Raw genomic sequence first — 13,077 nt, 5'->3', positions numbered from 1 at the left:
TGGCGGGCTTTTTCTTTTTTTAATCCTGTATTTTCCCAACCAATTTAGAGGGGACTAAAATGCAACGTTATCCAATGACTCCTGAAGGCAAGGCTGCCTTAGAGAAAGAATTACAACAGTTAAAAACAGTGGACCGCCCTCGCATCACACAGGCGATTGCTGAGGCCCGTGAACACGGTGACCTCAAGGAAAATGCTGAATACCATGCAGCCCGTGAACAGCAGGGTTTCTGTGAAGGGCGTATCCAGGACATCGAAGGAAAGCTTGGTGCTTGTCAGGTGATTGATGTTAAGGAACTTGAGCAAACAGGCCGTGTGGTTTTTGGTGTGACGGTTACCATCGGGAACCTGGACACGGAAGAGCGTAAAACCTACAAGATCGTAGGTGATGACGAAGCAGATTTTAAAATTAATAAAATCTCCGTTAACTCCCCAATCGCCCGTGGCCTGTTAGGCAAAAACGAGGGTGATGAGGCAAAAATTCAGACACCGCAGGGTGAAGTTGAATACGAAATTATCAGTGTGGAATACCTGTAATATTCCTACATGATCTTAACCCCTCAATCTGAGGGGTTTTGTTTTTTATATTTTACAAATATCGCTTTAATTATAAAATCTTATTCCAACCTGCATAACTGTCTGAGTTGCTGAATATCCAGAATATGGATCTGGCTATAATTCCATTCCAGGATGCCCTGCCTTAAAAATGGTTGTAGTTTTTTTGCCAAGGTCTGTCGTGAAATACCAAATAACTCAGCAAAATCCTGTTGCGTCATCCGTAGGCGAATGGAACAGCGATTGTTACTTTCCTTACCATATTGTCTGGCAAGCTGCTCAAGATAATAGGCAATATGCTGGGTGGAATTGGCGGTATGGGTATATCTGGACTGCTCAAACAGGCTATACATACGCTGGCTGAGCAGTTGTAGAATCTGCCACATTGCCTGTGGCTGCTGTTGTAACTGTTCTAAAAAAACCTGTCCCGACAAGACCGCAATATCGACCTGTCCCACTGCAAAAAAATCATAATTAATAGGTTTTTTCTGCAAAAATGACACCAGATTAAAAGCTGAATAATTAGCTGTATAATTCACTACCTTAAGCTGTCCATTATTCTGTAACCAGCCCACCTGTAAAGAACCATTTAGCAAGACATAGATATCCGCCACTGTCTGCTGATGACTCAAAATCAACTGTCCAGATCGGAAACGGCGAAAAGAGACCTGCTGCAATAGTAATTGTTGGGTATCAGAAGCAAATGCCTTAAAGACATCATCCTGCTCCAGAATCAATTCCAACCTTTGTCTAGTGTTGGAGACATGACCAATGGCAAGCATATTTATTCAAAAAAGACCTAATATCTACAAAATACTAGGCCCATTGCTTATACAAACAAACGATTATTTTTCACTAATTTTATCCGTTTTTATGGATTCCCCAAGGCAAGACTGGCTTATGCTCAAGAGACTTTTTTATAAATCCGTCCCTCATCTTTTCTTAGTTCACTAATATCCTGATTGACCACATTTTTAATGATTTTACTTGGACAACCATCCACTCCAACAGGAATATCACCCTCCAAGGTAACGCGGGAAGCAATTCTCAGCTCACTGCCATAGTCATCAATTGCGCGGTGTTGTGTGGCGCGGTTATCCCAAATTGCCACATCACCCACTGCCCAGCGCCAGCGCACGACATTTTCCCAGCGTACAATATGGTTCTGGAATAAAGTAAACAGTAGACGTGAATTTTCATTGTTCAGGCCACTAAACTGTTTAAAGAAATGCCCCAGCACTAAGGTTTTTTCACCCGTTTCAGGATGTACACGCACCAATGGGTGCTCAGTTTCAATTTCAACGGCAGTGGTAAACAGTTTACGTCCCTCCGACTCTGCGGCAGAAGCTGCCTTATTGGCATAATCATAAACATTGGTATGAACTGCACGCAGGCTTTCCGCCAGCGTTTTCAGTTCTGGTGTCAGGTCTTCATAAGCTGCGGTGGTATTTGCCCAAACGGTATCCCCACCAACATCAGGTGCGACCACGTTTTTTAAAATGGTGTATTTCGGGTAGTTTGGCAGAAAGGTAATGTCGGTATGCCATGAGGAGGCACGCCCATCACGAGAATCAATCGCCAGGGTGTGTTCAGTACCGCCCTTGATTGGCACACTTGGATGGTTAAGTGGTTCCCCCAACAATCGGGCAAAGGCTTCCTGCCCTAAATCGTCCAGATGCTGCTGCCCACGAAAAAACACCACTTTATAATCCAGCAATGCCTGATTGATTTCGCTTACAACGTCCTGATCTAACGCTGCGCTGAGTGCCACACCCGAAATTTCCGCACCGATTCTTCCTGTGACAGGTTTTACCTGAATATGCTGATATTCATATTTCGGCTTTTTCTGGCTGGTAATGTCTAACTGGCTCATATCGTTATTTCCTCTATGGAGATAAATTCAAATAAATATTTTTATGAAATAAAATCACCAGCCAAGTATGTTTTAATGCAGAGGAAGCAGTCTGTAAAAGAGTTAACACTTTTACGGAATATTAATGCTAAACTTTATCGTTTTTTTCATAACCCTATTCAAACCTGAATCAGGTAAATTTTGTCCCTGCTTTCATTATTTTTGAATCTAGGCCTAAAATTTTAATGATCAGCATCCAGCCCTTTCATTTTTCTAATGCTCTATGCCCAACACAATTAATTCTCCTGTCAAACACTGGTGTGAATTCGAATTTATTTCTAAAACAGTGAAGAATCCCAATATTCATATCAAGGGTAATTATTCTTATTATTCAGCCTATTGGGATCAGGGTTTTGAGCGTTGTGTGGTGCGTTATCTACATGACAAAGCCTCCACACCTGATAAACCGATTGACCAGCTTTATATTGGCAACTTTGTCTGCTTTGGGGCCGAATGTGTGATCATGATGGGCGGTAATCAGTTGCACCGACCAGACTGGATTTCAACCTTTCCCTTTGATACACGTAGTTTTTTGCCTGCTGGAGATACCATCATTGAAGATGGTTGCTGGATTGGCAGTCGCGCCATGATTATGCAGGGAGTAAAACTTGGTGAAGGAGCAGTGGTCGCAACAGGTGCTGTGGTTACCCAGGATGTACCACCCTATGCGATTGTTGCTGGTGTTCCCGCCAAAGTAATGAAGTACCGCTTTTCTCCACAAGATATAGAAAAACTGCTTGCACTCAAACTTTATGATTTAGATGAAAGGCAATTTTTAAAAATACGTGAACTGTTACAAACAGATAATATTGATTATCTAAAGAGTTTTCTTCAAGAAAACTTATAAATGATGAAGATAACTTATTGATATCCTGTACTTCTCATATTCATAGAAATTTCACATAATTTTATTTTAGCCATTTTTCCTAAATACAGATAAGTAAATTCTCTATCCCTATAAAAATACTAGGTTTTATTCTTTCAAGAATAGGGTTACCATAAAAATATAGATCTTATTTTATACAAATATTTATAAACCTGCTGAATCTTAAAATGGAATAATAAGGAGTAATAAACATGACTTATCAAAAAATCCTCGTTGCGATTGATGACTCAGAAATTTCGGTCAATGTCATTCAGCAAGCAGCTCAACTTGCCAAAGCGCTCAACAGTGAAATTACTGTGGTTGAGGTGATGGCATTGGACCCATATTTAGCCGATACCTATGTTCGATTTGGTCAAAGCAATGATTTAATTGAGCGTGTTCGTGGTTATGTGGAAGAAAATCTGGCAAAAGCCGAGCAGAAATTTGAAGAGCTGGGCTTAACGGTTGCTACACAGATTCTGGAGGGTTTTTCTGTACCTCAAGAGATCATCAATGCTGCTCAAAATCTGGGTGCGGATTTGATTATTATGGGTTCACATGGTAGAACAGGTTTTAAAAAATTTATTCTGGGAAGTGTGGCGCAAAAGGTATTGGGTGAAAGCCATATTCCAGTGCTGATTGTTCGTTAAGTTGTACAATTAACAAACTTGCAAATCAGCATATTGAGATAATAGATCAATTACATATTGAATATCATCATTTTGGTCAAATTTTTCTTTTGAATAATCAAAATTTTTCCATACGATGCGTAAAGGATATTGAATTGGTCTAAAACTTCCATCTAAACAATCCCTCATTGCTGAAAAGTTAGCTCCCATATAACCCAACACACCACAGACTTCTTCACCGATATAACAATATAAATCCAACCTAGATTGAATGTAAAACCCATCCAATATAATTTCTTTGACTTTTTCAGACTCATCATTTTCTAATCTAGTAAGCAAGAAAGCAATATGTAACCAACACGTTTTCTCAAATAGATTTAAATTAAACCAATATTTTTCACCACATTCGTGGTTTAAATATTTAAAAATCAACTCTTTTCTTTTAAAAAAACAATCTAAATCAGAATATTCCTGATCGCTATAAAGTTCTTGTGATTCTTCTTTATCATTATAAATAATAAGATTATTTTCTTTATAAGCAAAATCAAAAGAAAAATATAGGTGATCGCTAATTAACTGATTTCTACTTTCCTGATGACAAATCAGAAAAATACCTAAAAAATCTTGTTTTTTATGTCGAGTTAAGAGTTTCAGCTCCATCATTTCTTGCAAAATAGGTTCAGATAAACAATTTTTAAAAACAATCTGCTCACTATCATAATAACAATCATTAACAGCTAAGGAATAGATCACATGATCTATTTCATTTTCAAAATCATGCTGTACAAACTCAATTTTCATTTGTGTGTTAATCATTATAGATGACTCAATATTAAGGCTGCCAACCAAATTTTTTTAGACTGACTTTACCATTCAGCAAGTAAACACCCTCTGCTTCCAGTAAATCCTGTTGGACATTATTTCCTTTCTCATCCATACGGGTGACACTGATCTTTCCCTGCGAGTTAATCACCCGATACCACGGAATCTGACTTTCCTTATCTAAATGCTTTAAAACATAACCCACTAAACGTGCATGTTTAGGCAATCCTGCGAGTTTGGCAATTTGTCCATAACTTGCCACCTTTCCATCAGGAATCAGGGCAATCACTTGCAGAATTTGTCGATGTAGTTCATTGGTATCTGACATAAAAGAAAGTCCAAAACTCTGCTATGATCAATCCCATTGAGCAAAATAAAAAAGAACAATGAGATAAAATCAGAGGATACATCATGTTGAATAAGAATATTATTCCTTTTTCTCTTGCCGCCTTACTCTGTATTTCCTGTAGCACTTCAAATAAAAACTATACTGAGCTTGAAAGATACTCTGCTCCCCCACGCCCAGAAGAAAATCTAAACCTACCTGTTGTGCATGTAAGCTTTGTTTTTACAACAAACAACCCAAAGGCGAGAGAATTTGATCATACAGCACAGATGATGAAAGAGATTCAAATCCTGAATCAATATTTTGTTGATGAAAATAATAATAAAATCTTTAGGTTCAAGCCTTATCGCTACTATTCCTATCAAAATTTCAGTAAGCGTCACTGCGATTTGGCCAATCTCCTCAACCAGCCTCAACCCATTGCGACAGATCGTATTCCTGCGGCAGTAAAGCAGTGTTTCCCTCGTAGGAAGTCTAAGGAAGTGCTGTTTATTATTTATGATTCCTACACTGAGAAGCTGAAATACAATGATATTACCAGTTGGGGTTTTCGCAATCAGGGACGACCTTTTATCCTGATTGACTGGGAGCGACTAAATTATCAAACTCAGGCCGCTACACCACATGAAATGGGTCATGCATTTGGCTTAAATCATGTTTGTTCACCCAATGCCACCAAAAAAACTCCGACCAATATCATGAGCAGTTATGACTGTGGTCTGGGAAGTGGTGGTTTAAGGAATCTGGGCTTTAATCGGGAACAATATTCAAAAATCATGGAGAGTTATGGCCTATTGCACTAACTCAACGATAACGATCAGTTCTGTACGATTAAGATTTGACGATTAGCTTGCCTATATCACTAATCAATCCATAGCGATCAGCCTAGCTAGATCATGCCCTGTCTTATAAAACATATTCCCAAATGATAAAGCCGATTCCAAAGCCTAGAAATGCGTAAAGTGTGATGATAAAGAATACAAAAGCGGCATTATTTTTCTTTTTTAAAAAACTCATATTCAGCTCCCAAATCTTATCTAAGCTAGATTCTGGATGAATATACAAAACAAGAATAGACACAAAATCCATTTAAAAAAATATAACAGACCAGTTCAAACAAACCGATCTGTTATAAGAATGGCATCTACGAATAAAAAATGCTGCTTGCTAAATCAGCAGACATGTCATTTTTAAAAATACTGCTTTTTCAACCACAGTGAAACCGTTACCAATGAAATTAATACTGGTACTTCCACCAAAGGCCCAATGACTGTTGTAAATGCAACAGGTGAAGCCAAGCCAAAAGTCGCAATTGCAACCGCCAAAGCCAATTCAAAATTATTGCCTGCTGCGGTAAATGAAATTGCGGTTGTACGTGGATAATTATTTCCCATTGCCCTGCTCATAAAGAAACTGATGAAAAACATCAGTACAAAATAAATAGTCAATGGAATGGCAATACGGATCACATCTAGCGGTAAACTCACGACATCACCACCTTTTAGGCTGAACATTGCCACAATGGTAAATAGAAGTGCAAGCAAACTGAGTGGGCTGATCTTGGGTAAAAAGACATTTTGATACCAATCCAAACCTTTAGCTTTCACGAGACTGAATCGAGTCATAAAACCAAGGAAAAATGGAATCCCCAAGTACACCAATACTGCATGGGTAATGGTCCAAAAATCAACATGGATGACTTGCCCTGTAATTCCAAAAAAAGGTGGCAAGAATGTAAGGAACAACCATGCGTAACTGCTAAAGAATAGAATCTGGAAAATACTGTTAAATGCCACCAGCGCAGCTACATATTGGTTATCACCACAGGCCAAGCCATTCCAGACCAGCACCATAGCAATACAGCGGGCCAAACCGATCAGGATAAGCCCTGTCATATATTCTGGATAATCATGCAAAAATACGATTGCCAGCACAAACATCAATACAGGTGCAATCAGCCAGTTCTGTACCAGCGATAAAGTTAAGGTTTTCTTATCTTTAAACACTTGTGGCAGAGCGGCATAGTCCACCTTGGCTAGAGGTGGATACATCATCAGAATCAAGCCAATCGCAATTGGAATATTGACAGAATCCACACTCATTTTGTCTAAAGTAATGGAAGCTTGAGGTAAAAACACACCGATCGCAATCCCCACCCCCATCGCAATAAAAATCCATAGCGTCAGGTTACGATCTAAAAATGACAGTCTTTGCTGAACCATGACATTCTCATTCGATGTTTGAGATTTGATTGATTGCAGCAATCAATTCAGGACGGGTCATATTTGCCGTATCTAATGCAAATAAAACATCTAAACGGCGATTGATGTGGTTTACTGTTAGCTGAAATGCCTGTAACTTTTGCTCTTTCGGTAAATCTAAATGCGATGGGTCAGCCAATCCCCAATGTGCCTTGATCGCTCCACCTAAATAAAGCGGACAAGCTTCCTGCGCTGCTGAATCACAAACAGTGATCACCACATCAGGCTGATATTGTTCACAGTCAGCAATGGTTTTGCTCCACAAGCCATTGGTCGAAAGCCCGAGATTCTGCAAAGTTTCAATGGTCAATGGATGTACCTGTCCAGAGGGTTTGCTACCTGCACTGTACGCTTGCCAGCTTTCAGGTGCGCGACTGTTAAACAGCACTTCAGACAAAATGCTACGACAACTGTTTCCAGTGCATAAAAAAAGAAATTTCATGATGGATTACTCACAATAATTTGGGGTATGACATGCTGCTAATGTAGAGAGGTTTTTTGGTGGATGAGCAACCAAGATCGTTAAAATGTCATGGCACCACGCTGGCAACTGTGAATTGATGCTGTAATACACCCATTGGCTTTGTCGCCTATCCTGCAACAATCCTGAAGCACGCAACAAGGCAAGATGCCTTGAAATCTTGGGTTGGCTTAACTGTAATTTTTCCGTGAGGTCACATACACACAGCTCTTTATTTTCAGCAACTAAAGTCACAATGTTAAGACGGGTTTCATCTGACAAGCATTTAAAGAAAGTTACCTGATCCATATTCACTCCCATTTATTTGCATATATAGATAAGCATATATATAAGATAAACCACTAAATTTTTTGATCGCCACTTTTATATGAATGGTCAATCTTTTAATAAATAGACGTATTGTATAAATACTAGATTCGATCTATTTACATCTTTATATATGTTTTAACACATATATGCAATTCCATATATTAAATTTATTTCCTATCAATGACAACTTTCTTGATCTATTCATGCAGATAATTCATGACTCTATTCAATAAAGACACCTAACTCATAACCTGATGATTTGCTAGTGTGTCCTGCTTTCTAGCTCCAAATTCTAAATGCTTTTTAAAGCAGGATATGTATGTCTTTTTCTATTGAGAAACAATCTACAACCGATCTAAGGCCGAGTACGCCTACATGGAGTGCAGTGATCGTGATGTCGCTATGTTGCGCGGTTCTAATCGCCTCTGAGTTTATGCCCGTGAGTTTGCTGACACCGATTGCATTTGACCTCAAGATGACTGAGGGGCAGGTCGGACAAGCGATTGCAATTTCAGGGATTTTTGCCGTCATGACCAGTTTGACCATTAGCAAATTAACTCGTAAATGGGATCGCCGTTCCGTGATGTTGGGACTAACGTTTCTGATGATACTATCTGGAATCATTATCACTTTTGCCCACAGCTCCATTTTATTTATGTTGGGACGGGCAATTCTAGGCATTGTGATTGGTGGTTTTTGGTCAATGTCCACAGCCATTGTGATACGACTGGTGCCTTTCAATGATGTACCAAAAGCATTGGGACTTTTAAACGGCGGCAATGCCTTAGCCACCACAATTGCAGCACCATTAGGCAGTTTTTTTGAGTTCAATGATTGGTTGGCGTGGTGCTTTCTTTTGTATTGTTCCCATTGCCCTACTCTGGCAAGTTAAAACCATACCGTCCCTACCTCCCATCAAGACCTGAATAGCACTGAGAGGAAAATTTAATATTTTTCCTCTCATAAAACTCGATGATACAATCCTTATCTATTCTCTAAACCAGCCAGCAACACATATTTAATTTCCAAATAATCCTCAATGCCATATTTAGAGCCTTCACGCCCTAAACCTGATTGCTTGACTCCACCAAACGGCGCGACTTCATTGGACAAAATCCCTGTATTCAGCCCCACCATGCCGTATTCCAGCGCATCAGAAACACGCATTGCCCTACCTAAATCCTGAGTGTAGAAATAGGATGCCAAACCAAACTCGGTATCATTGGCATAGCCCACCACTTCCTCCTCAGTTTCAAACTTAAATATAGGTGCCAAAGGGCCAAAGGTTTCTTCTTTGGCTACTTTCATGTCAGCCGTAACATCTTTGACAATGGTTGGTTCAAAGAACAGTTTGCCCAAAGGATGGGGTTTTCCACCCAGCACCACCTGAGCGCCCTTGCTGACTGCATCCTCAATATGTTCTTCCACTTTGCGAATCGCCGCACTGTCAATCACTGGGCCAAAATCTATCCCAGCCTCCATACCATTACCGACCTTGAACTGTTTTACCGCCTCAGAGAGTTTTTCTATAAACAGGTCATAAATCCCTGACTGCACATATATACGGTTGGCACAGACACAGGTCTGGCCTGCATTACGGAATTTGCTGGCAATCGCGCCTTTTACCGCAGCATCCAGATCGGCATCATCAAACACAATAAACGGTGCATTGCCACCCAGTTCCATCGAGACTTTTTTAACTGTTGAGGCGCATTGAGCAATCAGCTTTTTACCCACCTCGGTTGAACCTGTGAAACTAAACTTCTGCACACGCTCATCAGTGGTCAGTACTTCACCAATTTCGGTGGAACCACCTGTGATGACATTAAATACCCCTGCTGGAATACCTGCACGCAAGGCAAGCTCTGCAATCGCAAAGGCAGACAATGGGGTTTGCGAGGCTGGACGGACAATGATGGTACAACCTGCCGCCAATGCTGGTGCAACCTTACGGGTGATCATGGCATTGGGAAAATTCCACGGCGTAATTGCAGCACAAACACCAATCGGTTGCTTATTCACAAGAATCTTTTGATCAGAACCATTTGAGGGAATGATATCGCCATACACCCGTTTGGCTTCTTCGGCAAACCATTCAATATAGGCTGCACCATAAGCGATTTCACCTTTGGCTTCACTCAAGGGCTTACCCTGTTCCAGAGTGAGAATATAGGCCAAATCATCCTGATGCTGCATGATCAGGTCAAACCACTGGCGTAAAATCTTGCTACGTTCCTTGGCACTTTTTTTACGCCAAAAGGTCAATGCCTGCTCAGCCGCAGCAACCGCATCCAGCGCTTCCTGTTTGCCCATTTTGGGTACAGTGCCAATGCTTTCGCCTGTCGCGGGATTGGTCACGCTTAGGGTCTGACCAGAGATTGCATCCTGCCACTGACCGTTGATCAATGCCTGTGACTTTAATAAACCGTGATCATTCAACTGTACCATATTCTTGTTTCCCTATTGTCAAACATTGAGCTTCTCTTATTTTTAACAGCAATCCTGACTGATTCAAGTGACCTTTAGTGAAACTTGTTGTCCAAGCACCTGAAACTGATATTGCCCAGCCTTTAAGTCCATCGGACGAATGATTGAACCTGTGAGAATCACCTCACCTGCTTGTAGGCTTTTATGCTGTGCCAATAAGGTACGAACCAGCCAGAGATAGTTACGGATGGGTTGATCTTCTGGCTGGGTGGTGACGGTTAGCTCGACATTGGCATGTTCAATCAGTGAATGAATATCTAAATCATGGATTGATACATCCACTTCATCGCCCAGCACATAGAACTGTGCTGCCGAATTGTCCGCCAGAAATTGCCCCAGATTAAATTGCCAGTTCAGCCAGCGTGTATCCGCAATCTCAATGGCTGGGCGGATTGACCCCACTTTTGCCAGCAACTCGGCATCGGTACAGTCCGCACCGCTGAGGGCTTGCTTTAAAATAAAGGCCAATTCAACTTCCAGTTTAGGCTGGTACAATTGGGCAAGTTCGATACAACTACCATTTGCCAGTTGCATATCGGCACAAAGATGTCCATAAACAGGCTGTTGTAATCCGTATTTGGCCTTGGCGGGCGCCCCAGACAATGCAACTTTCCATCCAGATACCGTACTTGCAGTTTCATGGCAATATTGCTGAATCAACTGCGACTGAATGGCATAGGCCTGATCCATTGCAACGGATTCAAACACGGTTGCATCGAGACAGTGTCGCTCCATACGAGCATCCAGTAAACGATGTTGCAACTCGGTTAGTTGATCAGTTGACATGCCAGTTTCTCCAGTGTCTCTTCAAGTTTTTCAATGGAACAGGTGGCTGCAATAAAACGGTCTGGACGGACAATCACCACTTCATCACGGGCATTTTCAAACCAGTCTTCCAGTTTACGTTCCACATCTTCGACACAGATGACCTGCTGCGAAGCAGTTAAAGGCTGGTTGCGGTTGAAACCGCTTTTGGCACGGTTGACCTGAATAAAACGGGTGTTACGGCTTTGCCAGAACTGGCGGGTTTGTTCAGAAAGTGAGGACAGAGGGTCTTTACGAAATGCAATCACCGCATACCATTGCCCAAGAATTTCATCAAACTTCAGCTTATGTGCGGAATGATCTTCCACTTGCGGCTGAATAAATATTTTCCCCACCACATCAGTTTCCTTGATATGTGGACGTGGATGATAGACCAGACCTTTATGGATAAATGGTTTCGGCTTGAACTTAAACTCAACCAGATGGCTCCGTAAGGCATCAACATTGTTAAAGGCCTGAAATAACCAGTCCCGTACCCCTGCCATCAATGGATTGGTCAGACCCAGTACCATACCCATATTATCCGCCAAGGCAACCAGTTCTGTGGCGTGGGTGCGTCGTTCATCGTCATAGCTGGCAATGATTTTTTCCGAGGCATACCCTTTTAACACCGCAGCCAGTTTCCATGCGATATTGCCGACATCACGAATACCTGAATTAAGTCCCTGACCTGCCCACGGTGGGGTAATATGTGCCGCATCACCAATTAGGATGACCCGCCCATCAATAAAGCGGTTGGCAACCCGTGAGTTATGCGTATAGGCACGGATACGGATAATGTCCAGCTCATCCACTGCATCGCCAATATGATTACGGATCAATTGACGAATATTGTCTTCCTTGCACATGCTTTCTTCATCTTCACCCTCAAACAGCATAAATTCCCAGCGACGCTGCTGATAAGGCAGATAGATGCAGACAAATGGACGGTCTGGATCAGCATGCAGGGCGGTATAAGGCGCATCCAGCGAATCATGGGCAGCATCGACCACAATCCATTTATGTGGATGGGTCAGACCATTCAATTGTATGCCGACTTTTTTACGCACACTGGAACGGCCACCATCCGCACCAATCACATACTTGGCAGAAATCTGGTAAATGTCACCATTCGGGTCTTTGACCTCAACCGTGGCCTCTGTATCGGTCTGGGAAATGTCCAGCATTTCATGGCCTGAACGCAGCTCAACATGCGGGTATTGCTGCAACATCTCCCTCATGGATTTTTCTAAAAGCTGCTGCATAAAGATGTTTCGCATTGGCCAGCCATAGTCGGCAACAGAGGGTTTGACCTCGGCAAAACAAACACCACGGGCATTGTAGTAGCGCAATGGCACATTGTGGATCATGTCTTTCACCACTTCATTCGCCACACCAATGGTTTGCAATACACGCAGGGCTTCATCATCCATGCCCACCGCACGGGGATAAGGCAAAATGTCTGGATTCATTTCCAGCACAATGCTCTGAATTCCATACATGCCCATATAATGCGCCAGCGCAATACCGTTTGGCCCACCACCTACAATGACAACCTGTGTTTGTTCCTGCTTCATGCCTATTGCTCCATTCCTTTTGTCTTTGTG

At 41.6% G+C, this 13,077-nt stretch carries 15 protein-coding genes and 1 pseudogene; 5 read left to right on the top strand and 11 right to left on the bottom strand.

What is annotated here, in order from left to right; genetic code table 11:
* The first annotated feature begins 59 nt into the window (after positions 1–59).
* Complete coding sequence (greA, locus tag N5J47_RS09035) at positions 60–536, top strand: transcription elongation factor GreA (RefSeq protein ID WP_279959636.1); 477 nt, start codon at positions 60–62, stop codon at positions 534–536.
* Between the two features lie 80 nt (positions 537–616).
* On the opposite strand, the gene N5J47_RS09030 is transcribed toward greA, so the two are convergent.
* Positions 617–1,336, bottom strand: a complete 720-nt coding sequence (locus tag N5J47_RS09030; RefSeq protein ID WP_279959635.1) for a Crp/Fnr family transcriptional regulator — start codon at positions 1,334–1,336, stop codon at positions 617–619.
* Positions 1,337–1,458: 122 nt separating this feature from the next.
* Entirely contained in the window at positions 1,459–2,427 is a 969-nt protein-coding gene (locus N5J47_RS09025) for a TauD/TfdA family dioxygenase (protein WP_279959634.1), read from the bottom strand.
* A 262-nt stretch (positions 2,428–2,689) separates the two neighbouring features.
* On the opposite strand from N5J47_RS09025, the gene N5J47_RS09020 reads away from it, so the two are divergent.
* Entirely contained in the window at positions 2,690–3,313 is a 624-nt protein-coding gene (locus N5J47_RS09020) for a CatB-related O-acetyltransferase (protein WP_279959633.1), read from the top strand.
* Between the two features lie 230 nt (positions 3,314–3,543).
* Positions 3,544–3,981, top strand: a complete 438-nt coding sequence (locus N5J47_RS09015) for a universal stress protein (RefSeq protein ID WP_279959632.1) — start codon at positions 3,544–3,546, stop codon at positions 3,979–3,981.
* Positions 3,982–3,990: 9 nt separating this feature from the next.
* Here the strand turns inward: N5J47_RS09015 and N5J47_RS09010 are convergent, their stop codons facing one another.
* Positions 3,991–4,761, bottom strand: a complete 771-nt coding sequence (locus N5J47_RS09010; protein ID WP_267980344.1) for a barstar — start codon at positions 4,759–4,761, stop codon at positions 3,991–3,993.
* Between the two features lie 31 nt (positions 4,762–4,792).
* The gene (locus tag N5J47_RS09005) at positions 4,793–5,110 is read right to left on the bottom strand and encodes an MGMT family protein (RefSeq protein WP_279959631.1); all 318 of its coding nucleotides are present in this window, start codon (positions 5,108–5,110) and stop codon (positions 4,793–4,795) included.
* An 83-nt stretch (positions 5,111–5,193) separates the two neighbouring features.
* Here N5J47_RS09005 and N5J47_RS09000 point away from each other — a divergent pair, with 83 nt between their 5' ends.
* On the top strand, positions 5,194–5,931 hold the full coding sequence (locus tag N5J47_RS09000; protein WP_279959630.1) for a metalloprotease: 738 nt from the start codon (positions 5,194–5,196) through the stop codon (positions 5,929–5,931).
* 103 nt (positions 5,932–6,034) lie between these two features.
* Here the strand turns inward: N5J47_RS09000 and N5J47_RS08995 are convergent, their stop codons facing one another.
* The 4 genes from N5J47_RS08995 to N5J47_RS08980 all read right to left on the bottom strand — a co-directional run bounded on the left by N5J47_RS08995 (position 6,035) and on the right by N5J47_RS08980 (position 8,158).
* Complete coding sequence (locus N5J47_RS08995; protein ID WP_279959629.1) at positions 6,035–6,145, bottom strand: hypothetical protein; 111 nt, start codon at positions 6,143–6,145, stop codon at positions 6,035–6,037.
* Between the two features lie 173 nt (positions 6,146–6,318).
* Entirely contained in the window at positions 6,319–7,350 is a 1,032-nt protein-coding gene (gene arsB, locus N5J47_RS08990; RefSeq protein WP_279959628.1) for an ACR3 family arsenite efflux transporter, read from the bottom strand.
* A 7-nt stretch (positions 7,351–7,357) separates the two neighbouring features.
* Positions 7,358–7,831 carry an arsenate reductase ArsC gene (locus N5J47_RS08985; protein WP_279959627.1) on the bottom strand — a complete coding sequence of 158 codons (474 nt, stop codon included), beginning with the start codon at positions 7,829–7,831 and terminating at the stop codon, positions 7,358–7,360.
* Between the two features lie 6 nt (positions 7,832–7,837).
* Positions 7,838–8,158 carry a metalloregulator ArsR/SmtB family transcription factor gene (locus tag N5J47_RS08980; protein ID WP_279959626.1) on the bottom strand — a complete coding sequence of 107 codons (321 nt, stop codon included), beginning with the start codon at positions 8,156–8,158 and terminating at the stop codon, positions 7,838–7,840.
* A gap of 340 nt (positions 8,159–8,498) precedes the next feature.
* Here N5J47_RS08980 and N5J47_RS08975 point away from each other — a divergent pair.
* A pseudogene (locus N5J47_RS08975) lies at positions 8,499–9,096 on the top strand (MFS transporter); the annotation flags it as partial.
* A 67-nt stretch (positions 9,097–9,163) separates the two neighbouring features.
* Here N5J47_RS08975 and N5J47_RS08970 read toward each other — a convergent pair.
* From N5J47_RS08970 to N5J47_RS08960, 3 genes are all read right to left on the bottom strand, one after another.
* Positions 9,164–10,627, bottom strand: coding sequence for an NAD-dependent succinate-semialdehyde dehydrogenase (locus N5J47_RS08970; protein WP_279959625.1), 1,464 nt, complete (start codon positions 10,625–10,627; stop codon positions 9,164–9,166).
* A 63-nt stretch (positions 10,628–10,690) separates the two neighbouring features.
* Positions 10,691–11,452 carry a fumarylacetoacetate hydrolase family protein gene (locus tag N5J47_RS08965; protein ID WP_279959624.1) on the bottom strand — a complete coding sequence of 254 codons (762 nt, stop codon included), beginning with the start codon at positions 11,450–11,452 and terminating at the stop codon, positions 10,691–10,693.
* The gene (locus N5J47_RS08960) at positions 11,434–13,047 is read right to left on the bottom strand and encodes a bifunctional 3-(3-hydroxy-phenyl)propionate/3-hydroxycinnamic acid hydroxylase (RefSeq protein WP_279959623.1); all 1,614 of its coding nucleotides are present in this window, start codon (positions 13,045–13,047) and stop codon (positions 11,434–11,436) included. Before N5J47_RS08960 ends, N5J47_RS08965 begins: the two co-directional genes overlap by 19 nt.
* Positions 13,048–13,077: the final 30 nt, after the last annotated feature.

It is taken from the genome of Acinetobacter sp. GD03645, from assembly GCF_029845285.1.
GTDB classification, from domain to species: Bacteria; Pseudomonadota; Gammaproteobacteria; order Pseudomonadales; family Moraxellaceae; genus Acinetobacter; species Acinetobacter corruptisaponis.
This window is presented reverse-complemented; position numbering and strand designations above follow the sequence as displayed.

Coding starts and splice junctions, on each gene's coding strand:
- greA (WP_279959636.1), top strand. CDS start 60: ATGCAACGTTATCCAATGACTCCTGAAGGCAAGGCTGCCTTAGAGAAA.
- N5J47_RS09030 (WP_279959635.1), bottom strand. CDS start 1,336: ATGCTTGCCATTGGTCATGTCTCCAACACTAGACAAAGGTTGGAATTG.
- N5J47_RS09025 (WP_279959634.1), bottom strand. CDS start 2,427: ATGAGCCAGTTAGACATTACCAGCCAGAAAAAGCCGAAATATGAATAT.
- N5J47_RS09020 (WP_279959633.1), top strand. CDS start 2,690: ATGCCCAACACAATTAATTCTCCTGTCAAACACTGGTGTGAATTCGAA.
- N5J47_RS09015 (WP_279959632.1), top strand. CDS start 3,544: ATGACTTATCAAAAAATCCTCGTTGCGATTGATGACTCAGAAATTTCG.
- N5J47_RS09010 (WP_267980344.1), bottom strand. CDS start 4,761: ATGAAAATTGAGTTTGTACAGCATGATTTTGAAAATGAAATAGATCAT.
- N5J47_RS09005 (WP_279959631.1), bottom strand. CDS start 5,110: ATGTCAGATACCAATGAACTACATCGACAAATTCTGCAAGTGATTGCC.
- N5J47_RS09000 (WP_279959630.1), top strand. CDS start 5,194: ATGTTGAATAAGAATATTATTCCTTTTTCTCTTGCCGCCTTACTCTGT.
- N5J47_RS08995 (WP_279959629.1), bottom strand. CDS start 6,145: ATGAGTTTTTTAAAAAAGAAAAATAATGCCGCTTTTGTATTCTTTATC.
- arsB (WP_279959628.1), bottom strand. CDS start 7,350: ATGGTTCAGCAAAGACTGTCATTTTTAGATCGTAACCTGACGCTATGG.
- N5J47_RS08985 (WP_279959627.1), bottom strand. CDS start 7,831: ATGAAATTTCTTTTTTTATGCACTGGAAACAGTTGTCGTAGCATTTTG.
- N5J47_RS08980 (WP_279959626.1), bottom strand. CDS start 8,158: ATGGATCAGGTAACTTTCTTTAAATGCTTGTCAGATGAAACCCGTCTT.
- N5J47_RS08970 (WP_279959625.1), bottom strand. CDS start 10,627: ATGGTACAGTTGAATGATCACGGTTTATTAAAGTCACAGGCATTGATC.
- N5J47_RS08965 (WP_279959624.1), bottom strand. CDS start 11,452: ATGTCAACTGATCAACTAACCGAGTTGCAACATCGTTTACTGGATGCT.
- N5J47_RS08960 (WP_279959623.1), bottom strand. CDS start 13,047: ATGAAGCAGGAACAAACACAGGTTGTCATTGTAGGTGGTGGGCCAAAC.